The sequence below is a fragment of the Burkholderia stabilis genome (assembly GCF_001742165.1).
Taxonomy (GTDB): domain Bacteria; phylum Pseudomonadota; class Gammaproteobacteria; order Burkholderiales; family Burkholderiaceae; genus Burkholderia; species Burkholderia stabilis.
The window spans coordinates 910,645-931,408 of sequence record NZ_CP016443.1; the positions used below are offsets into that span (position 1 = coordinate 910,645).

At 68.0% G+C, this 20,764-nt stretch carries 18 protein-coding genes; 11 read left to right on the plus strand and 7 right to left on the minus strand.

What is annotated here, in order from left to right; genetic code table 11:
• Positions 1-31 precede the first annotated feature (31 nt).
• The gene (locus BBJ41_RS22125) at positions 32-1,279 is read right to left on the minus strand and encodes a multidrug effflux MFS transporter (RefSeq protein ID WP_069748438.1); all 1,248 of its coding nucleotides are present in this window, start codon (positions 1,277-1,279) and stop codon (positions 32-34) included.
• 230 nt (positions 1,280-1,509) lie between these two features.
• Between BBJ41_RS22125 and BBJ41_RS39435 the strand changes: the two genes are divergently transcribed.
• Positions 1,510-1,689, plus strand: coding sequence for a hypothetical protein (locus BBJ41_RS39435; RefSeq protein WP_083281938.1), 180 nt, complete (start codon positions 1,510-1,512; stop codon positions 1,687-1,689).
• A 64-nt stretch (positions 1,690-1,753) separates the two neighbouring features.
• On the opposite strand, the gene BBJ41_RS22130 is transcribed toward BBJ41_RS39435, so the two are convergent.
• Complete coding sequence (locus BBJ41_RS22130; protein WP_069748439.1) at positions 1,754-2,650, minus strand: glutamate/aspartate ABC transporter substrate-binding protein; 897 nt, start codon at positions 2,648-2,650, stop codon at positions 1,754-1,756.
• A 422-nt stretch (positions 2,651-3,072) separates the two neighbouring features.
• Here BBJ41_RS22130 and BBJ41_RS22135 point away from each other — a divergent pair, with 422 nt between their 5' ends.
• Both BBJ41_RS22135 and mgtA read left to right on the plus strand, forming a co-directional pair.
• Positions 3,073-4,728 (plus strand): S8 family peptidase, encoded by a 1,656-nt coding sequence (locus tag BBJ41_RS22135; protein WP_069748440.1) that lies wholly within the window; start codon positions 3,073-3,075, stop codon positions 4,726-4,728.
• 714 nt (positions 4,729-5,442) lie between these two features.
• On the plus strand, positions 5,443-8,205 hold the full coding sequence (gene mgtA, locus BBJ41_RS22140; protein WP_069748441.1) for a magnesium-translocating P-type ATPase: 2,763 nt from the start codon (positions 5,443-5,445) through the stop codon (positions 8,203-8,205).
• Between the two features lie 145 nt (positions 8,206-8,350).
• Here the strand turns inward: mgtA and BBJ41_RS22145 are convergent, their stop codons facing one another.
• Both BBJ41_RS22145 and BBJ41_RS22150 read right to left on the minus strand, forming a co-directional pair.
• Positions 8,351-8,635 (minus strand): transcriptional regulator, encoded by a 285-nt coding sequence (locus tag BBJ41_RS22145; RefSeq protein WP_069748442.1) that lies wholly within the window; start codon positions 8,633-8,635, stop codon positions 8,351-8,353.
• Positions 8,636-8,701: 66 nt separating this feature from the next.
• Positions 8,702-9,577: a LysR family transcriptional regulator gene (locus BBJ41_RS22150; protein ID WP_069748443.1), complete on the minus strand. Its 876-nt coding sequence runs from the start codon at positions 9,575-9,577 to the stop codon at positions 8,702-8,704.
• A 51-nt stretch (positions 9,578-9,628) separates the two neighbouring features.
• Between BBJ41_RS22150 and BBJ41_RS22155 the strand changes: the two genes are divergently transcribed.
• The 6 genes from BBJ41_RS22155 to BBJ41_RS22180 all read left to right on the plus strand — a co-directional run bounded on the left by BBJ41_RS22155 (position 9,629) and on the right by BBJ41_RS22180 (position 14,113).
• A complete protein-coding gene (locus tag BBJ41_RS22155) occupies positions 9,629-9,907 on the plus strand; it encodes a hypothetical protein (RefSeq protein WP_069748444.1) in 279 nt (92 codons plus the stop codon).
• 255 nt (positions 9,908-10,162) lie between these two features.
• Positions 10,163-11,239, plus strand: coding sequence for a serine hydrolase (locus BBJ41_RS22160; RefSeq protein ID WP_069748445.1), 1,077 nt, complete (start codon positions 10,163-10,165; stop codon positions 11,237-11,239).
• Between the two features lie 44 nt (positions 11,240-11,283).
• The gene (locus BBJ41_RS22165; protein ID WP_069748446.1) at positions 11,284-11,517 is read left to right on the plus strand and encodes a DUF7661 family protein; all 234 of its coding nucleotides are present in this window, start codon (positions 11,284-11,286) and stop codon (positions 11,515-11,517) included.
• 73 nt (positions 11,518-11,590) lie between these two features.
• Complete coding sequence (locus BBJ41_RS22170) at positions 11,591-12,046, plus strand: MarR family winged helix-turn-helix transcriptional regulator (RefSeq protein ID WP_069748447.1); 456 nt, start codon at positions 11,591-11,593, stop codon at positions 12,044-12,046.
• A gap of 67 nt (positions 12,047-12,113) precedes the next feature.
• Positions 12,114-12,677 carry an isochorismatase family protein gene (locus BBJ41_RS22175; protein WP_069748448.1) on the plus strand — a complete coding sequence of 188 codons (564 nt, stop codon included), beginning with the start codon at positions 12,114-12,116 and terminating at the stop codon, positions 12,675-12,677.
• Positions 12,674-14,113 carry a DHA2 family efflux MFS transporter permease subunit gene (locus BBJ41_RS22180; protein WP_069748449.1) on the plus strand — a complete coding sequence of 480 codons (1,440 nt, stop codon included), beginning with the start codon at positions 12,674-12,676 and terminating at the stop codon, positions 14,111-14,113. Before BBJ41_RS22175 ends, BBJ41_RS22180 begins: the two co-directional genes overlap by 4 nt.
• A 31-nt stretch (positions 14,114-14,144) precedes the next feature.
• Here the strand turns inward: BBJ41_RS22180 and BBJ41_RS22185 are convergent, their stop codons facing one another.
• A complete protein-coding gene (locus BBJ41_RS22185) occupies positions 14,145-14,744 on the minus strand; it encodes a LysE family translocator (RefSeq protein WP_069748450.1) in 600 nt (199 codons plus the stop codon).
• Between the two features lie 95 nt (positions 14,745-14,839).
• Between BBJ41_RS22185 and BBJ41_RS22190 the strand changes: the two genes are divergently transcribed.
• Positions 14,840-15,715, plus strand: a complete 876-nt coding sequence (locus BBJ41_RS22190; protein ID WP_069748451.1) for a LysR substrate-binding domain-containing protein — start codon at positions 14,840-14,842, stop codon at positions 15,713-15,715.
• Positions 15,716-15,727: 12 nt separating this feature from the next.
• Here the strand turns inward: BBJ41_RS22190 and BBJ41_RS22195 are convergent, their stop codons facing one another.
• Positions 15,728-17,446, minus strand: a complete 1,719-nt coding sequence (locus tag BBJ41_RS22195) for a SulP family inorganic anion transporter (protein ID WP_069748452.1) — start codon at positions 17,444-17,446, stop codon at positions 15,728-15,730.
• Positions 17,447-17,947: 501 nt separating this feature from the next.
• Between BBJ41_RS22195 and BBJ41_RS22200 the strand changes: the two genes are divergently transcribed.
• On the plus strand, positions 17,948-19,189 hold the full coding sequence (locus BBJ41_RS22200; RefSeq protein WP_069748453.1) for a mechanosensitive ion channel family protein: 1,242 nt from the start codon (positions 17,948-17,950) through the stop codon (positions 19,187-19,189).
• Positions 19,190-19,244: 55 nt separating this feature from the next.
• On the opposite strand, the gene BBJ41_RS22205 is transcribed toward BBJ41_RS22200, so the two are convergent.
• A complete protein-coding gene (locus BBJ41_RS22205; RefSeq protein WP_069748454.1) occupies positions 19,245-20,666 on the minus strand; it encodes an aminotransferase-like domain-containing protein in 1,422 nt (473 codons plus the stop codon).
• Positions 20,667-20,764: the final 98 nt, after the last annotated feature.

The window sequence follows — 20,764 nt, forward strand, 5'->3', positions numbered from 1 at the left end:
CGCCACCGCTCGCGATCGATCAACGAAACGCTTACGCGGCCTCCCCGCTCCCGCACACGACGGCCGCGGCCTGCTGCTGCGTCAGGTACCGCAGCAGCTTCGTCACCATCCATACGACGATGAACGACAGCACGACGAAGAACAGCGCGAGCGGCGTCAGCACGTGGATCGACACGAAGCCGGCCAGCCCCATCATCGCCGACGACACGAGCAGCAGCGCGCACCCGAGGATCGCGCTCGTCAGCCCCGCGATATGCGGAAACAGCGAATTGCCCTTGGCCATCAGCGTCGGATACATCGCGCCCGCGCAGAAGCCCATCACGAGCACCGGCGTGGCGAGCGTCCACACGCGCAGGCCGACGGTCAACGCCAGCACCAGCATCGCGACCGACGCACCCGCCATCACGCGCGCGCCGATGCGTAGCCGTTGCTCGGCGCTCGGCAGCCCGCGCCCGTGAATCCGGTTCGACAGGCCGCCCAGGAAATACATGAGCCCGATCCCGAGCGCGAGATAGCCGAAGAAGGTGGGCGGCTTGTGCAGCGTGGTCTGCACCATGAACGGCCCGACGATGTTGAACACGAGCAGGATGCTGTAGCACAGCCCTTGCGCGAGGAAGCAGCTCTGGAATACCGGGCTCGCCAGCACCTTGCCCGCGTTCGCCATCAGCGTGCGCGGCTCGAGATGCACCGGTTTCGGCAAGGTTTCGCGGTAGCGCCACAGCAGCGCCCACATCACCAGCGAGTAGACGAGCAGGAACACGAGGCACGCACGCCAGCCGAACCATTCCTGCAGATGCGCGCCGATCACCGGCGCGATGATCGGCGCGAGCCCCCACGCGATCGACATGTACGTGAACGCGTGCATCAGCGCCTGACCGGAGAACGAATCGGTGATGATCGCTTTCGCGAGCAGGTTGGTGGTCGCAATCCCGAAGCCCTGCAGGCAGCGCGCGAGCACGAACATCTCCAGGCTCTGCGCGCCGAGCGACAACAGGCAGCCGATCGTGTAGATCACCAGCCCGAACGCAAGCACGCGCTTGCGCCCGTATGCGTCGGCGATCGGGCCGAAAATCAGCTGGCCGAGCGCGTAGGCCGCCATGTAGCCGGACACGCTCGACTGGATCGCCTGCGGCGTCGTCGCGAACGAACGCGCCATGTCGGGCAGCGCGGGGACGTAGATGTCGATCGCGAGCTGGCCCGCGGACGCGAACAGGCAGATCAGGAATAGCAGGAAGCGCGGCGAATTCGACTCGCGCGCGGGGGTGAGCGTGGCGTTCATGACGACTGGGAAGGATGTCGGACAGCGGGATGCGCCGCGAAATGTTCGAATATCGAACACACGTGCGAACCTGGCGAACTGCGTATTGTGCCTGTTGTTGCGGCAGGCAACCGGATTCCCCTGGCGCGGGCGAGGTTGAATGCCGATTGCGGCACGCCCGGAAATGCGCTAACCGGGCCGCCCAGCCACGGTTTTAATGCTGATATGAACCGGCATCCGCACAGTCGCCGATGGCGCTCTCCGTGAGCCGCACGGTTCGTTCAGTATCGCTTGATGGTGATACGACCATGCGATTTCGTTCGTCCATGGCGGCAGGCGCGCTGGCGCTGATGCCCGTGTTCGCGATCGCCGGGCAGATGCCGGCCGCCCCCGAAAAACCGGCCGCGCGCGGGCCTGAAATCAAGCCCTGACACGCGACGCATCACCCCCGACACCGCCGGCCCACACCGGCGGCTTTTCATTTCAGTACCGAAATCAGTACTGTGCCTGGTCGGTCGGATTCCTGAACAGCTGCTTCATCTCCGCCGACAGCGGATAGCCGAGACTCACGCCCTTCGGCGGAATCGGCTGCGTGAACCACTGGTTGTAGAGCTTCTCGGCCGCGCCCGACGTCTGCATCTTCGCGATCACTCCGTCGACGACATGCTTGAACGCCGGATCGTCCCTGCGCATCATGCACGCGTAATTTTCGTGGACGAGCGGCGTGCCCGTCACCGTGTACGCGCCCGGGTTGCGGTCCTTCGCGATCTCGCCGTACAGCAGCGGCTCGTCCATCACGAACGCGACCGCGCGCCCGGTCGTGACGTTCATGAACGCTTCGGCGTGGTCCTTTGCGCTGATGATCGTCATGTTCATCGCCTTCTCTTCGTTGAGCTTGCGCAGCAGGCGTTCGTCGGACGTGCCGGCCGTCGTCGCGACCGTCTTGCCGGCCAGGTCAGAGAAGTCCTTCACGCCCGAATCCTTGCGCGTGCTGAAGCGGATGCCGTACAGAAAGATGCTGTTCGAGAACGCGGCCTGCTTCTGCCGTTCGAGCGTGTTCGTCGTCGATCCGCACTCGAAATCGATCGTCCCGTTCTGCAGCAGCGGAATCCGGTTCTGCGACGTGATCGGGATTTCCTTCACCGCGAGGTTCGGCAGGCTCAGCTCCGTTTTCAGCTGGTCGATGATGCGCGACGCGATGTCCCGCGAATAGCCGATGTTCTTCTGCTGGTTGTCCGAATACGAGAACGGCACCGACGATTCGCGAATGCCGAGCGACACGATGCCCGTGTCCTTGATCTTCTTCAGCGTGCCGGTGAGGGCCTGCGCGTGCGCGGCGCTTGCCAGCGCGCAGGACAGCGCGACAGCCAGCCAACGGAAGCGGCGATCCATGCTTTTCTCCTGACGAAACGTTGATCGAATCGCGATCGTACGCCCGACAAAATTCGCGTCGCATCAGGGAAAGCGTAAACAACCTTCCATCGCGTCCGGGCCGCCCGGCCCGTTTTCCGTACCGCGCAAACCGGCTCGCGCCGCGCATTTCGCCCGACCGGCCGCGTGCGGGCGCGAACCTGTCTTTTGGGTCACGCGTTCCAAACATGCGTTCGTGCCGCAACGCCGCAACGTAATCGTTTGCGCCGCCCCCCGTTTTTCTCGCGAAACGTACTCAAGAAGCCGCCGCGCTGGCCGTTACCCAGTGCATGGCGCGTCGCAGCAACCCTGCCGCGGCCGCCAGACAAAAACGACAAGGTCCGGGTTCGCCGGACCAGCGCCACCGCCGGCACGACGGTTATCTACGAGGATCGAGTTTCAACATGAGAGCCAAACGTTTCAATTTCGCGCTGGCGCGCTCCGCACATGCGCGCATGCTCGTCGGCGTGCTGTCCGCCGCCGCCCTCCTGCCCCTGTCCGGCTGTGGTGGCGGAGGCGGCGGCGACGGCAGCAACCCGTCTTCCTCCAACAACGCCCCGGCGCCGACACCGGCCCCGTCCCCGTCCCCCAACCCCACGAACCCGCCCGCCTCGTCCGGCAGCAACGCGTGCGCGACGCAGCAGGCCGCCGTGCAGATGGCCGCGCAGACCGCGCCGGCCGAAGCGCCGGTCGATCACCTGATCGTCAAGCTGAAGACGCTGACCGCCGCACGGGCGATGGCAACCATCGACAACGGGACGCGGCTCGACGCGGTGATCCAGCGCTCGATGACGCGCTGGACCGCACCGGTGGCCGGCAGCGCACGCGCCTATGCCAGCTCGGTTGCGCAAGCGCCGCTGAACGTGCAGGTCGAACGGACGATCTCGAACGGCGCGGCCGTGCTGTCGCTCGGCCAGCGCATCGCGGCCACCGACGCGACCGCGCTCGCGCAGGCGTTCGCGGCCGATGCCGACGTCGACTACGCGGAACCGGATCACCCGATGCAGATCCGCGACACGCCGAGCGACCCGCTGTACAGCCAGCAGTGGAACCTGTCCGACCCGACGGCCGGTATCGACCTGCCGCTCGCCTGGAACACCACCAAGGGTTCGCCGACCGTCGTCACGGCCGTGCTCGACACCGGCTACCGGCCGCATGCGGATCTCGTCGGCAACCTGACGCTGCAGGGCTACAGCTTCATCAGCAACGTCAACACCAGCAACAACGGCCTGACGCGCGGCCCGGATGCGAGCGATCCCGGCGACTGGGTCACGCAGCAGGAACTCGACAATGCAAGCGGCCCGTACTATCACTGCGCGAGCGAACCGAGCAACAGCAGCTGGCACGGCACGCGCGTGATGGGCGTGATCGGCGCGACCGCCAACAACGGCATCGGCGTCGCGGGCGTATCGTGGCTCGGCCGGATCCTGCCGGTGCGCGTACTCGGCAAGTGCGGCGGCGTGACGAGCGACATCGCCGACGGGATGCGCTGGGCAGCCGGCATCCCGGTAAACGGCGTGCCGAACAACCCCAACCCCGCGAAGGTCATCAACCTGAGCCTCGGCGGCGTCGGCGCATGCAGCACGACGTTCCAGCAGGCGATCGACGACGTGACCGCGAAGGGCGTGACCGTCGTGGTCGCGGCCGGCAACGACGGTCTGTCGACCGGGCTCGACCAGCCCGCGAACTGCCGCGGCGTGATCAGCGTCGGCGCGACCGACGCAACGGGCCGCCGCGCATCGTTCAGCAACTTCGGCGCCGATGTCACGCTGAGCGCGCCGGGCGTCAACATCCTGTCGACGTCGAACACCGGCACGACGACGCCGGGCTCGGACACCTACGGCCTCGCGAACGGCACGAGCCTCGCGACGCCGCAGGTCACGGGCGTCGCCGCACTGATGCTCTCGGTGAACGGCAACCTCACCCCCGCGCAGATCCAGCAGAAGCTGCAAGGCGGCGCACGCACGACCAAGCTGGCGGCCGGCACGTCGTGCACCGCGATGCCGGCAGGCTCGGGCATCGTCGACGCGGGAGCCGCCGTCGCGGCCGCCAACCAGTAACCGGCGCCCTGCTTCGACACGGCCGCGCGCATGCCGACATGGCATGCGCGCGGCTCGTTTTTCGGCGCGCCGGCGCTCGCGTTACGGTCCACGCATCGGCCCGGTTACGTTTCGCACGAAACGCCTGACAAAAGGGTTGACGCTTCGCACGACGAGCCATTACCATCGGCCCCGTCTAATTACATGGAGTGTTCTGTGAACACCGATGCGAGTTGTAGTTGGTGCTCGACCAACTTGACTGCTGCCTGAGGAAAACGCGCAGAGCCTCGTCTTCTGCCGCATCCCGGGAAGCAGGATGCGGCGTCCTTCCGGCCTGACTGGCCAGATTCCCCGCCGAATTTTTTGAATGTGCCGAATGCACGCGACGCGTCGTCGCGCGCGTGCGTTCGTGTTGCGCGCAGCGCCAGCCGCGTGCATTCCCCGTTCGCGTGCCGTCCGGCCGCGCGCCTTCGTGCGTGCGCGGCCGCCGATCGCCCGTGCCGACTATCCGCTACCGACAGGAGTGCAGATGAACTCAGACGACAGTAGTCGATTACCGCTCGCCGGTGCGACGCTGCGCATCGACCGTCCGACCGCACCCTGCGCGCCGGCGAGCGTTCCCGCCTTCACCGATCCACAGCCGATCGCGCCAGACGCGACGCGGCGGGGAGCGCTCGTGCGTCGATAACGTCACGGTCGCTCCCCGCCCGCCGCCCCGTGCGCAAGGAGCGACTCATGACACAACGAAATACATCGCAAAAGAAACAGCGCGGCTTCATCAACGCCGGCGCCAGCCAGCAGAACGAACCGCGCATCATGCGCGCCGCGCAGGAAGCGGCCCGCCCGCTCGAAGACACGCTGAAGACACTGCACTCCAGCACGCGCGGCCTCACCTACGACCAGGCCGCCGACCGCCTGCAGCACTACGGCCCGAACGAAATCGCGCACGACAAGCCGCCGCACTGGACCCGCCAGCTGCTGCTGTCGTTCCACAACCCGTTCGTCTACGTGCTGCTGGTGCTGGCCGCCATCAGCTTCTTCACCGACGTCTACTTCGCGGCGCCCGACGATCGCGACTATGTCGGCATGACGATCCTGCTGACGATGGTCACGATCAGCGCGCTGCTGCGCTTCGTGCAGGAATTCCGTTCGCTACGCGCGGCCGAAAAACTCAAGGCGATGGTCCGCACGACGGCCACCGTGCAACGCGCGGTGACCGACACGGCCGAACCCTCGCGCCGCGAAGTGCCGATGCGCGACGTCGTGGCCGGCGACATCGTGCACCTGTCGGCCGGCGACATGATCCCCGCCGACGTGCGCCTGATCGCGTCGCGCGACCTGTTCATCAGCCAGGCCGTGCTGACCGGTGAGGCGCTGCCCGTCGAGAAGTACGACACGCTCGGGGCGGTGGCCGGCAAATCCGCGAACACGCGCGCGGCCAGCGCGGCGAACGATGCTTCCGCATCGCTGCTTGATCTCGAGAACGTGTGCTTCATGGGCACCAACGTCGTCAGCGGCACGGCGACGGCCGTGGTCGTCGCGACCGGCGAAGACACGTACTTCGGTTCGCTCGCACGCAACGTCGTGAGCCACAAGCGCATCGAGACGAGCTTCGACCGCGGCGTCGCGAGCGTGAGCTGGCTGCTGATCAAGTTCATGTTCGTGATGGTGCCGATCGTGTTCATGATCAACGGGCTGACCAAGGGCGACTGGCTGAGCGCGCTCACGTTCGCGCTCGCGGTGGCCGTGGGTCTCACGCCCGAGATGCTGCCGATGATCGTCAGCGCGAACCTCGCACGCGGCGCGATCGCGATGGCGCGCCGCAAGGTCGTCGTCAAGCGGCTGAACTCGGTGCAGAACTTCGGCGCGATGGACGTGCTGTGTACCGACAAGACCGGCACGCTCACGCAGGACAAGATCATCCTCGAACACCACCTCGACCTGTCCGGTCACAAAAACGAGGAAATCCTGCGGCTCGGCTGGCTGAACAGCTTCCACCAGAGCGGCCAGAAGAACCTGATCGACATCGCGGTCGTCGCGCGCGCCGACGAGATCGGCGAACGCGTGAAACCGCAGGGCTACAAGAAGATCGACGAACTGCCGTTCGATTTCGTGCGGCGCCGCCTGTCGGTCGTCGTCGAGGATACGCGCGGCACGCACCTGCTGGTCTGCAAGGGCGCGGTCGAGGAAATGCTGGCCGTCTCCACGCACGTGCAGGATGAAGACGGCGTGCGCCCGCTCGACTTCGTCGCGCGCAAGCGGCTGCTCGAACAGGCCAACGCGTACAACGAGGACGGCTTCCGCGTGCTCGTGCTCGCGACGCGCACGATCCCGCGCGGCGAAGAACGCGAGCAGTACCGCACCACCGACGAACGCGATCTCGTCGTGCGCGGCTTCCTCACCTTCCTCGATCCGCCGAAGGAATCGGCCGCGCCGGCGCTCGCCGCGCTGCGCGAAAACGGCGTCGCGGTGAAGGTGCTGACGGGCGACAACCCGATCGTCACGATGAAGGTGTGCCGCCAGGTCGGCCTCGAACCCGGCAAGCCGATCCTCGGCGCGGAAATCGAAGCGCTCGACGATGCGACGCTCGCGCAGGTGGTCGAACGCACGACCGTGTTCGCGAAGCTCACGCCGCTGCAGAAGGCGCGCATCGTGAAGGCGCTGCAGGCGAACGGCCACACGGTCGGCTTCCTCGGCGACGGCATCAACGATGCGCCCGCGCTGCGCGACGCCGACGTCGGCATCTCGGTCGACAGCGGCGCCGACATCGCGAAGGAAACCGCCGACATCATCCTGCTCGAAAAGAGCCTGATGGTGCTCGAGGAAGGCGTGATCAAGGGCCGTGAGACGTTCGGCAACATCCTCAAGTACCTGAACATGACCGCGAGCTCGAACTTCGGCAACGTGTTCTCGGTGCTCGTCGCCAGCGCGTTCCTGCCGTGGGAGCCCATGCTTGCGACACAGCTGCTCGTGCTGAACCTGATCTACGACACGTCGCAGATGCTGCTGCCGTGGGACAAGATGGACCCCGAGTTCCTGAAGAAGCCGCGCAAGTGGGAAGCCGGCAACATCAGCCGCTTCATGCTGTGGGTCGGGCCGACGTCGTCGGTGTTCGACATCACGACCTACGTGCTGATGTGGACCGTGTTCGGCGCAGGCGCGATGTACCACCTGCACGGCGGTACGGGCGGCCAGATCGTGATGAACTCGGGCTGGTTCATCGAGAGCCTCGTGTCGCAAACGCTCGTCGTGCACCTGCTGCGCACGCAGAAGATCCCGTTCCTGCAGAGCACGGCCTCGCTGCCGGTGCTGCTGTCGACGTTCACCGCGATCGCGATCGGCTGCTGGCTGCCGTTCTCGCCGTTCGCCGACGCGATCGGCTTCATGCACCTGCCGGGCACCTACTGGCTGTGGCTCGCGGCGACGATGGTTGGCTACATCCTGCTCGCGCAGATCGTCAAGACGATCTACGTGCGCCGCTACAAGCAGTGGTTCTGATGTCCGTCGGCCCGCGCGACGTGCGCGGGCGGAACGTCCGGCTCTGCCGATATTCGGTGAGGGCCGTGACGGCGCCGTGGTAATGCACGGCGCCCCGCATGAACCGGAGCAATACGACGGGCCGCATCAGCGGCCCGTTTTTCTTTCACCCGGCGTCGTTCGCGCCGAACAGTTGCGCACACACGGCTCGCCCTTCTTCGGTCAGCGCGGCGCTGCCGGTGCCGTCCTCGTTCAGCGTCGTCGTGCTGAGGCCCGCGCCGTCGAGCTGCGTCAGCACGCGGCGCAGCGTGCTCATCGGCAACTGCGTGCGTTTCGCGATCTTCGGCAGCGACCAGGTCTTGCCGGCCGGATCGCTCGCAGCCTCGTTCAGCGTCGCGAGTGTCGCAACGAGTGCGGGATCGAGCGGGGATTCGTCGGATTCTGAAGTCATCGTTCGGGTACGTGAGCCGGCGCCGGACCGGCATTCAGGATGCAATCGCGAACACTATACGCCCGGTCACGCACCCTTGATCGCCGCACGCATGAACGACACGAAATGCGTCGTGACGGGATCGTCTCGATCCGACAGCCATGCGAGCCCCACGCGCCACTTCGCATCCTTGCCGTCGAGCGGCAGCACCGTCGCGTCGCGCAGCAGGTACTGCGCACGCGACGGGATGAATGCGACGCCGACGCCGGCCGCAACCGACGTCAGCACCGACTGCACATCCTCCGCCTGTTGCGTCACGTGCGGCACGAAGCGGCGCTCGACGCACCAGCGGTCGATCTGCGCGGCCAGCCCCGGGCCGCGCGCGCGTTGCAGCGCGATGAAGCCGATCTCGTTGAGCACGTCGAGGTCGGCCGGCACGCGCTTGAAGCCGAGATGCGGCGGCACCGCGAGCGCGAGCCCTTCGTCGATCACCTTGAACGACGACAGCCCGTCGTCGGACGGCAGGCGCAGGAAACCGGCGTCGAGCTTGCCCGCGCGCAGCCGGCGCGTCCGCTCGGACGACGACAGGTCGCTCAGCGTGACGGCAATGCCCGGATTGCGGCGGCGAAATTCCGCGACGAGCTTCGGCACGAGCGTCAGCACCGACAGGCAGATGCCGAGCCGCAGATGGCCGCGCTGCCCGCTGGTCGCCTCCCGCGCACGCGCGAGGATCTCGTCGGCATCGCGCACGAGCGCCTGCGCGTCGGGCAGGAAGCGCTCGCCGAACGGCGTCAGCTCCGCGCCGTGCCGCCCGCGCTCGAACAGCTTGCCGCCGAGGCTCGCCTCGAGCGCGCCGATCTGCTTGCTCAGTGCCGGCTGGCTCATGTGCAGCGCATCGGCCGCGCGGCTGAAATGACACAGCTCGGTGACAGTCAGGAACGTTCGCAGCAGTTTCAGTTCCATTCTTCAAAAGAATCATATCGATCGAAACATTCATTTTACTGATCGAATGCAATGACGTTCAATACGGACATGCCCTTCCCGGAATTCACTGTCATGTCTCCAGATCATGCGGCCGAGTGCGTCGCCGACCCGTCTTGCGATGCAGCGGTCGCGAACGAACCTGCCGCCGCGGTCGATGCGCGCGCACCGAAACGTCGCATCGAACGCACCGACGGACGCAGCCGCCGCTTTCGTTTCGGCGATGCGATCGAAGACGCGCCGCCGCGCGCCATGACGGGTTCGATCGCCATCAGTTTCGCGGTCGTGTCGCGGCGGAACTGGCCGCGCTGAACGGCGGCGCCGGACAGCGACGCGGAACCCGCGCTGTCTCGAGGCATAGCGGCCCGGAACGGCACGCCTTGACGGTTCTCACCGCGCGTGCATCACTGATCGACAGCACAAGAACGACCGGAATCCCTCCGCATCACGCGTCATTGCATTCGCTTCGATCGTCATCGTCGCGCGATCGACCTTATAATTTCCCGCACCCGCTGACCGACCATGGATTCCGCGCAGCCGCATCGCGCGTGAAAAGGAGACTTTCGCTTGACCGGCCTCATCGCGCGCCTGACCCGCACCCGGACCACCCTGATCCTCGCTCTCTCGTTCCTGCTGCTCGCGTTCGCCGCGAACGCGTCCGCGCAGCGCACGCAGCCGCATCGCACGCCCCATGCGCAGACGAAGGCCGTCAAGAAGAAGCCGGCACACCGCAACAGCAAGGCCGTCAAGCACCGCCGCCCGCGCGCGAAGCATCATGCCGTCAAGCGTCACGCGGCGCCGGCCCCGCAGCAGCGCCGCGCGAAGCGCACGACCGCCGTACGCCCGCGCCCGGCGCCCGCCAGGCCGCGCCTGATGGCCAGCTGCGGCTACAGCCCGCGCGCGGTCAGGTCGCTGCATTCACGCGCGGCCTACGTGCTCGACGTCGATTCCGGCACGCCGCTGCTGGCGCGCAACGCGCGCACCGTGCGGCCGATCGCGTCGATCTCGAAGCTGATGACGGCCGTCGTCGCGCGTGACGCCGACCGTCCGCTGAACGGCGTGCTGCGCGTCACCGCGCACGACCGGGACACGATCAAGTTCACCGGCTCGCGCTTGCAGGTCGGCTCGGAGCTGTCGCGCCGCGACATGTTCCATATCGCGCTGATGTCGTCGGAAAACCGCGCGGCCGCCGCGTTGAGCCGCGACTATCCGGGCGGGCGCGCGGCTTTCGTCAAGGCGATGAACCGCGAAGCGCGGCGGCTCGGCATGCGCCACACGCATTTCCGGGAGCCGACCGGCCTGTCGCCGCACAACGTGTCGACGGCCGAGGATCTTGCACGGCTCGTCGGCGCGGCAGCGCAGGACCCGCTGATCCGTTACTTCTCGACGGATACGTCGACCACCGTGCGTCCCGGCGACGGCGAGCTGCTGTACGTGAACTCCGACCCGCTGGTTCGCTACCGCCGCCTGCCGATCCGGCTGCAGAAAACCGGCTTCATCAACGAATCGGGGCACGGCGTCGTGATGCGCATGCGCGTGAAGGGCCGCCGTGAAACGGTGGTGCTGCTCGGCGCACCGACGCGCGCCGGCGTCTCGAGCGATGCACTCAAAATCCATCGCTGGCTGACCTGCTCGATCCAGTAAGCCCACGCAGGCGGCCGGCGCATTCACGCCAGGGGAGTAATGCGATGCAGGACGAATACCGCTTCAACGCATTCGGACAGCTGCTCGCCGTCGTGCGCAAGAACGGCCGCTGGGCCGTGTTCGATCTGGGCACCGAAGGCAAGCGGCGCCCCGCCAACCTGCAGATTCCGTCCGCGCTCGCCGCGGACGAACTCGCGCAATATCTCGGCGACCTGCTGCACGAGAACGCCACCCCGAAATACAACGAAGTCGTAGCAGTCGCGCCCCGCCGCGCATAACCGCGCGCCGGCCGGCGCCACGATTCGGCGGCCAATTCGACAGTTAAACTTGCAAGTTTAACTGTCATATCCTATGATTCGCCGCATGAACCCGCCACGCAAACCCGGCGCTTCCGCCGCCCTCGTCGCCGCCGACCTGACCCTCGCGGTCGGCCAGTTGATCCGCCGGCTCCGCTCCGAGGTCGAATCCGAAGGACTCGGCATGTCGCAGACCAGCGCGCTCGCGCGGCTCGAACGACACGGGCCGATGACGACCGCCGATCTCGCCCGCGCCGAGGCCATGAAGCCGCAGTCGATGAAGGCGATCCTCGCGAGCCTCGAGGAAGACGGCCTCGTCGAGCGCGAGCCGCATCCGACCGACGGCCGCCAGATCCTGTTCCAGTTGACCGCGACCGGCCTCGATGCGCGGCGCAAGCGCAATGCTGCGAAGCACCAGTGGCTCGGCGCCGCAATCGCCAGACTCGACCCCGACGAAATCGACGCGCTCGCCGCGGCGATCCCGCTGATCCGCCGGATCGGCGAGCAATGAATCCGGCCCGCGCGCCACGCAACCGCCGCGCGCACGGCCCCCTTCGCCCTTTTTCACGGAGCCCATCATGAGCGCAACCCGTCTCGACACGAACACGGCACTCGTCGTCATCGACCTGCAGAAAGGCATCGTCGCCCTCCCCACCGCGCATCCGGTCGCACCGGTAGTCGCGCACGCGCGCGCACTGCTCGACGCATTCCGCAGCCGCGGCCTGCCGGTCGTGCTCGTCAACGTCGCCGGCGGCGCACCGGGCCGCACGCAGCAGCAGATGCGCACGGATGCGCTCCCCGCCGACTGGACCGAACTCGTGCCCGAACTGAACCGGCAGCCGGGCGACCACCTCGTGACGAAAAAGACCTGGGGCGCGTTCACCGGCACGGATCTCGACGCGCACCTGAAGGCGGCCGGCGTCACGCAGATCGTGCTGACCGGCGTCGCGACGAGCATCGGCGTCGAATCGACCGCGCGGTACGCGCACGAACTCGGCTACAACGTGACGCTCGCCATCGACGCGATGACCGACCTCAACGCGGACGCGCACGTGAACAGCGTCGAGCGCATCTTCCCGCGCCTCGGCGAAACGGGCTCGACGCAGGACATCCTCGCGCTGCTCGACCAGCGCGGCGCGTGAGCGGCGCCCGCGCATCGGCCGCGGGCCGGCTCGATCCGTCGATCTGGAAGGTCAGCGCGGTCGCGACGCTCGGCTCGCTGCTGTCGCAGCTCGACGCGACGATCGTCAACGTGTCGCTGTCGAGCCTCGCGACCGACCTGCACGCGAGCCTGTCGACGATCCAGTGGGTCACGAGCGGCTACCTGCTCGCGCTGACGCTGGTGCTGCCGCTGAACGGCTGGCTCGTCGACCGCATCGGCGCGAAGGCGCTCTACCTGTGGTGCTTCTCCACGTTCACGCTCACGTCGGCGCTGTGCGGGCTCGCGTGGTCCGCGCCGTCGCTGATCGCGTTCCGCGTGCTGCAAGGCGTCAGCGGCGGGCTGCTCGCGCCGATGGCGCAGATGATGATCGCGCGCGTGGCCGGCCAGCAGATGGCGCGCGTGATCGGCTACGCGGCGGTGCCCGTGCTGCTCGCGCCGATCCTCGGCCCCGTCGTCGCCGGCGCGATCCTGCAGCATGCATCGTGGCGCTGGCTGTTTCTCGTGAACCTGCCCGTCGGTGCGCTCGCGCTGGCGCTGGCCGTGCGGTTCCTGCCGGGCGACCGCGACGAAGCACAACGTCGCGAGCTCGACTGGATCGGCCTCGCGCTGCTGTCGCCGGGCCTCGTGCTGTTCCTGTATGGCGCCGAGCGGATCGGCACGGCGGCCGGTGTCGTCGCCGTCGCGTGCTCGGCGCTGCTGCTCGCCGCGTTCCTGCGCTTCGAGCGGCGCAAGGGCGAGCATGCGCTGATCGATCTCGCGCTGTTCCGCTCCCGCGTGTTCGGCGCGGCGGCCGGCACCCAGTTCCTGTCGAACGGCGCGATGTACGCGGGCCAGATGCTGATTCCCGTGTTCCTGATCCAGGCGTGCGGACGTTCGCCGGGCGAGATGGGCTGGCTGCTGGCGCCGCTCGGGCTCGGCATGCTCGTCACCTATCCGTCGATGGGCGCGCTGACGAGCCGGTTCGGCGTGCGCCGGCTCGCCGCCGCCGGGGCCTTGCTCGCGCTGCTCGCGACGCTGCCGCTCGTGTTCCTCGCCCTCGCCGGCTACGACCCCTGGGTGCTCGTGCCGGCGCTGTTTCTGCGCGGCATGGGCCAGAGCGCGATCGGTGCGCCGTCGATCGCCGCCGCGTATGCGTCGGTCGAGCGCAGCAACCTGCCGATGGCGACGACGTCGCTCAATATCGTCCAGCGCCTCGGCGGCCCGACGTTCACGACGCTGTGCACGCTGTTCCTCGCGTGGCGGCTGCAAGCCGGACCGGCATCGGGCGGCGGCACGCAAGCCGGCGCGTACGCGTGGGCGTTCGGGCTGCTTTGCCTGCTGCATGCGGCGAGCTTCGTCACGACGCTGCGGCTGCCGTTGTGGTCGGCCGGCGCGGGCGGGCAACCCGCCGGCGCCGCGCGCGCCGGTTCGCGCTGACCGTCGACGCCGCGCCGCGCGCGCGGCGTCGCTACGGCAGCCACATCGGCACGATCGACACCACCAGCAGCACGCCCAGCCCGGCATTCAGGCAGCGCCACTGCCGCTCGGTGCGCAACACGCGCGCGAACAGCAGCCCGGCGAAACACCACAGCGACAGCGACGCCATCGCAGCCACGCCGAACGCCAGCCCGAGCAGCACGCCGAGCCGCGCCGGGCCGGACGCGAGCGCGGCGAACGACGCGGCCGCGCCGAGCGTCATCGCCCAGCCTTTCGGGTTGTGCCAGAGCATCCATACGCCGCTGACGAACCCTTGCGGCCGGTGCACGGCCGCATCGAGCCGCGGCTTGCCGCCGCGCCCGATGCGCACGGCCAGCCATACGAGATACAACGAGCCGGCCGCCTTCATCGCGAGTTGCAAGGCGGGCAGCGCGAGCAGCACGCCGCCGAGCCCGGCCGCGGCGGCCGCCGCCATCGACGCCAGGCCGGCCGCGATACCCGCCATCATCGGCAGCGAACGCCGATAGCCGAAATGGGCGCCCGATGCGGTGGCGAGCGTCGTCGCACCGCCCGGCGTCACGGTGGACACGATCACGAACAGCACGAGCGGCAGGTAGTCGTGAAGCGGCACGGCGGCTCCCGGTGGTCGATGTCGAAACCCCGTTTTACCCGCGACCCTCGCATTACGACAGCGAAAGCTTTTTATGCCTGCCATTAGCATCCATAATGCGACGCATGGTACGCAATCTCGACATCGCACTGCTGCGCGCATTCGTCACGGTCGCCGATCATCGCAGCATGACGGCGGCCAGCCACGCGCTGCACCTGACGCAAGGCGCGGTCAGCCAGCAGGTCGCACGGCTCGAAACGCTGTCCGGCCCGCTGTTCGTCCGCGAGCATCGCAACCTGGTGCTCACGGCCGCCGGCGAGCGTCTGCTTGGGCAGGCGCGCCGGCTGCTCGCCGTGCACGATGCGCTGCTGACCGACATGACGGCCGGCGCGGTCGAAGGCGCCGTCCGTCTCGGCGCCCCGCAGGATCTCGTCGGCGCCTGTCTCGCGCCGATCCTGAAAGGCTATGCGCAGGCCCATCCGCAGGTCGAACTCTCGCTCGTGTGCGCGGCATCGCCGGAACTGCGCCGGGGGCTCACGCAGGGCGATCTCGACGTCGCACTGATCGAAGCGCCGGTCGGCGCATCGCGCGGCGAGTGCATCGCGGTCGACCGCCTGGTGTGGGTCGGCGCGAAAGGCGGCACCGCGCACCGGAACACGCCGCTGCCCGTGTCGATGGTCGCGCAGACCTGCGCGTTCCGCCCGACGGTGCTCGACGCGCTGCGCGGCTGCGATCGCGCGTGGCGCACCGTGTTCGAAAACGGCAGCATCGACGCGACCGCCGCGACCGTACGCTCCGATCTCGCCGTGACCGTGTGGCTCGCGTCCACCGTGCCGGCCGACCTCGACATCCTGCCAGCCGGCAGCGGCCTGCCCGCGCTGCCGAACTTCGCGATCAATCTTCATCTGCCGCGCGGCCAGCGCACGCCGGCCGCGGCGGAACTGGCCCGCCACCTGCGCAACGGCTTCGCGCGCTTGCGCGCGGCCGCCTAGCGCCGCTTCGCGTTACACGACGCCCGGCTCCTGCGGCGCCGGCGTCGTGCCGGCCGCCTCCAGCGCCTGATGCAGCGTCGGGAAGATGCACGACGCGCCGACAATCTCCGTGATCCGGTGGCGATCCATGTCCGCGCGCAGGTAGCGGTTGACGCGGCCGAACAGCACGCCGATCCCGCGCGCGCGCAGCGTCTTGACGAGATCGGTCAGCGTCCGCGCGGCGGAATAGTCGATGTCGGTGATCGCGCCCGCGTCGACGATGAACCAGCGCGGCGGCTCCGGCGCCGCATCGACGAGCTCGGCCACTTCGCCGGCGAACAGATGGTCGTTCGCGAAGAACAGGTCGGAACCGAACCGGTAGACGATCAGCCCCGGCGCCGTCATCGCGCCGGGCCGCGCGGGCACCGGCTGCCACCGGCCGTTACCCGCGACGGGTTCCAGCACCATCGTGTGCGGCTGGTAGCTGTGGCGCACGTGCCGCATCAGCGACAGCGCGACGGCCAGCAGGATGCCCTGCTCGACGCCGACCGTCACGACGGCCGCGGCCGTCACCAGCGCGAGCGTGAATTCGCCCGGGCTTTCCTTGCGAATCGCCGCGAGGCTGCGCACGTTGATCAGCCCGAGCGCGATCGTAAACACGATGCCGGCCAGCACCGCGTGCGGCAGATACTGCAGGTACGTGCTGAAAAACAGCAGCACGACGGCCACGACCGCGGCGAACGCAAGATGCCCGATCTGGCTGCGCACGCCCGCGCCGTCGGCCATCGCCGTCTGCGTCGGGCTGCCGTTGACGACGAACGCGCCGCCGACCGCCGCGGCCGCATTCGCGGCGGCAAGGCCGAGGATGTCGGCATTGGTGTCGACGTCCTCGCCGTACTGCTGCGCGAACACGCGCGCGGCGGCCGCGCTCTGCGCGATGATCATCACGAAACACGACGCGGCGACCGGCACGAGATCGAGGAACTGCTGCCACGTGACGGACGGCCAGCGCAGCGGCGGCAGCCCGCCCGCGACCGGCCCGAGCACCGCGATGCCGTGCGCGGCGAAGCCGAATGCATAACTCGCGGCGATGCTGCCCGCGACCGCGATCATCGGCATCGGCACGCGCGGCAGGAAGCGCTTGCACGCGAGAATCGCGACGACGACGAGCGCCGCGAGCGCGAGCGTCGGCCGGTTCGTGTGGACGAGATGCGTGACGACATAGTCGAGTTGCGCGAGGCTGCGCGACGCCGGATACGGTACGGACAGGCCGAACATGTCGCCGAGCATCGCGATCGACACCTGCACGCCGACGCCGGCGAGAAAGCCGACCAGCACCGTGCGCGACAGGAAATCGGCGAGAAAGCCGAGCTTGAAGATGCGCGCGAGCAGCAGCATCGCGGCGGTCAGCAGCGCGACCATGCCGGCCAGCGCCGCATAGTCGGCGCTGCCGGCCGGCGCCATCGACGACAGCCGGCTCGCGAAGATCGTCGCGGTCGCCGAATCGGCGGCCACCACGAGATGGCGCGACGCGCCGAAGCACGCGAACGCGACGAGCGGCAGGAAGACCGTGTAAAGGCCCGTGACGGCCGGCATGCCGGCGATGCGCGCGTAGCCGAGCACCTGCGGGATGTCCATCGACGCGAGCGAAATGCCCGCGAATACATCGCGGATCGCCCCTGCGCGGCGGATCGGGAGGATGCCTTTCAGCAGCCGCACGCCTGACGAGCGGCTTTCGTTGGAGTCTTGCATGCGTGAAATGCGTGAGGTCGAAGTGGCGTGATGACGGGGTTCGCGAAGTCGTTCGCGCATCGTGCCCCGGGCAGGCGCCGCATGGCAAGTGCGCGAAGGTGCCGCGCGGCGCTCACCGTCGGCGGTTCAGCAATTCGCGACGACGAACGGCGCGCCGGCAACGCCGCCGGAACCGGCATGATCGCAGGATTGCCCGACACGTGCGTTCGCCTGCCCACACTCGCGGAAGCAGCGTCGCACGGATCGCCGGCCCGCATGCGGCGCGGGCCGACAACCCGCGTGCGCACCGGCGTGCGGTGATGCAGCCTCGTCTTCCTCCCTCACCCGATTGCAAAGGAGACCTGCGCAATGGTGAGGAAGTTCGGGAGCCGCGCGATGCGCATTCGCGGCACGCGTCCGGAACCCGATGGCACAATCACGGTCCCTTTCATGTGCCCTTCACCGGGCGCGCGCCGCATCGCGGCGCCGATTCAACGCACGAGAAGGCCCCTGTTTGCCGTTATGACCCTGAACGAATCCTGGTTTGCGCCGCTCGTCGGCATCCTCGTCCTGCTCGCCGCCGCCGGCGCGATCACGGCCGCTGTCCATTTCCTGCTGTTTCGCGTCGTGGCGCGGCTCGCGCGGCTGTCGGCCACGCGCGTCGACGACGCGCTGTTCGAGTTCGGCGCGTTCAAGTGGCTGAACCGCATCGTCCCGTTCGTCGTGATCAAGCTCGGGCTCGGCGCGGTGCCCGGCATCCCGGATACCGCCGCGCAAGCCGCCGACAAGGTGCTGTTCGCGCTGATCGTGTTCCTCGTGACGATGACCATCAGCGCGACGCTGTCCGCGCTCGAACACGCGCATCGCACGCACCAGCGCGATCAGCCGCGCCTGTCGCTGAAAGGCGCGATGCAGCTCGTCAAGCTCGTGATGTTCATCACGGCCGCGCTCGTCGTAATCGGCGATGCGACCGGCAAACAGATCGGCCTGCTGCTGTCCGGCATCGGCGCGATGTCCGCGGTGCTGATGCTGATCTTCAAGGACACGCTGCTCGGCCTCGTCGCGGGCGTGCAACTGTCGTCGAACGACATGCTGCGGATCGGCGACTGGATCACGATGCCGTCGGCCGGCGCGGACGGCACGGTCATCGACATCACGCTGAACACCGTCAAGGTCGCGAATTTCGATCACACGATCATCACGGTGCCGACGTGGAAACTGATCACCGAGAGCTACCAGAACTGGCGCGGGATGACCGAAGCGGGCGGCCGCCGCATCAAGCGCGCGCTGTTCGTCGATGCAACCAGCGTGCGCTTTCTGTCCAACGACGAGATCGAACGGCTCGAACGCCTGACGCTGCTGAAGGACTATCTCGAAGACAAGGTCGACGCGATCGAGCAATGGAACGGCACGCTCGGTGCGGCCGGCGACTGCGCGGCGAACCGCCGCCAGCTGACGAATCTCGGTACGTTCCGCGCGTATGTCGCGAACTATCTGAAGGGCCATCCGCGCATCCGCCGCGACATGACCTGCATGGCGCGGCAACTGCCGCTCACGGCCGAAGGCATTCCGCTCGAACTGTACTGCTTCACCGACACGACGACGTGGGTCGACTACGAGACCATCCAGTCCGACCTGTTCGATCACCTGATCGCGGTGCTGCCGGAGTTCGGGCTGCGCGTGTACCAGCATCCGTCGGGCTTCGACATGCGGCAGATGGCCGGCGCCGCGCAGGCCGGGCTGCACGCGCCGCACGCGGGTTGATGCACGCCACGGCGGCCGGCTGTCGGCCGCCGCCTGACACCCGGAATCGCGGCGCTCACCCCGCCGCGCACTCCGACGCGAGCCGCCCGAGCACCTTCAGCGCTTCCTCGATCTGCCGCGACCACGGGTAGCTGTAGTTGAGCCGGATGAAATGCCGGTAATCGGTGCCCGCCGAAAACATGTGCCCAGGCCCGACCGTGATCCGCTGCGCGAGCGCGAGCGTGTACAGCTTCATCGCATCGACCTGCGGCGGCAGCTCGACCCACAGCACGTACCCGCCCTGCGGCTGCGACAGCCGCGTGCCTTCCGGAAAGAAACGCCGCACCATCGCGCTCATCAGGCTCGCCTGCTGCGCGTACTGCTTGCGCATGCGCCGCAGATGGAAATCGTAGCCGTCGTATTTCAGGTACTCGGCGATCGCGAGTTGCTCGATCGCGGGCGTCGCGAGCGTGTTCAGGAATTTCAGCTTCTCGACCTGGTCGCGGTAGCGGCCCGGCATCGCCCAGCCGATCCGGTAGCGCGGCGACAGGCTCTTCGTGAACGACGCGCAATGCAGCACCAGCCCGTCGCGGTCGAACGACTTCAGCGCGCTCGGCGTCGTGTCGCCGAAGTGCAGCTCGTGATAGACGTCGCTCTCGATCGCCGGCACGCCGTGCTTCGCCAGCAGCTCGACGAGCGCGCGCTTGCGCGCGTCGGGCATCTGGAAACCGAGCGGGTTCTGGAAATTCGGCATCACCATGCACGCGGCGATGCGCTCGCGTACGAAAATCCGTTCGAGCGCATCGAGATCGATGCCGTCGCCCGGGTGCGTCGCGACTTCCAGCGCGCGCATGCCCATCCGCTCGATCGCGTGCAGCATTGCATAGAAGGTCGGCGATTCGACGGCGATCGTGTCGCCCGGCTTTGCGACCGCCTGCAGGCACAGGTTGATCGCCTCGGTCGCGCCGATCGTCATCACGATCTCGCCCGGCTCGACCGCGATTCCGCGCTCCGCGTAACGCCGCGCGATCTGGCGGATCAGCTCCTGGTTGCCGGGCGGCAGATCGTCGATCACGCCCCAGCGCGTGCGGCGGCGCCCGATCGCCTGCGCATAGCGCGCGAGGCGCTGCACGGGAAACTGCGATGCATCGGGATACGGCGAACCGAGCGGCACCGCGTCGTCGCGCGCAATCGAACGCAGCGTCGACAGCACGAGCCGGCTCACGTCCACGGCCGACGGCTCGGCCGCCGGCGCCGACATGTGCAGTTCTGCCTCGGCCGGCGCCGCCGCGCGCGCCCGCACGAAATAGCCCGATTGCGGCCGGCTTTCGATCAGGCCGCGGCTTTCCAGCACGAGGTACGCGCGCAGCACGGTCGTGACGCTGAGCTGCTGCTGCCGGCTCGCCTGCCGCACCGACGGAATCCGCTCGCCGGGCCGGTACACGCCACGCTCGATCTGCGCCTGGAGATCGTCGGCCAGTTGTTCGTAACGCTTCACGCGCCTCCCTTTCAACTTCCCTTCAGCAACACAGTTGCGATCCGCACTGTCTGAACGGCTGCAACTGCACTCTTTTTTGAAGTGACCAGGTGTACACA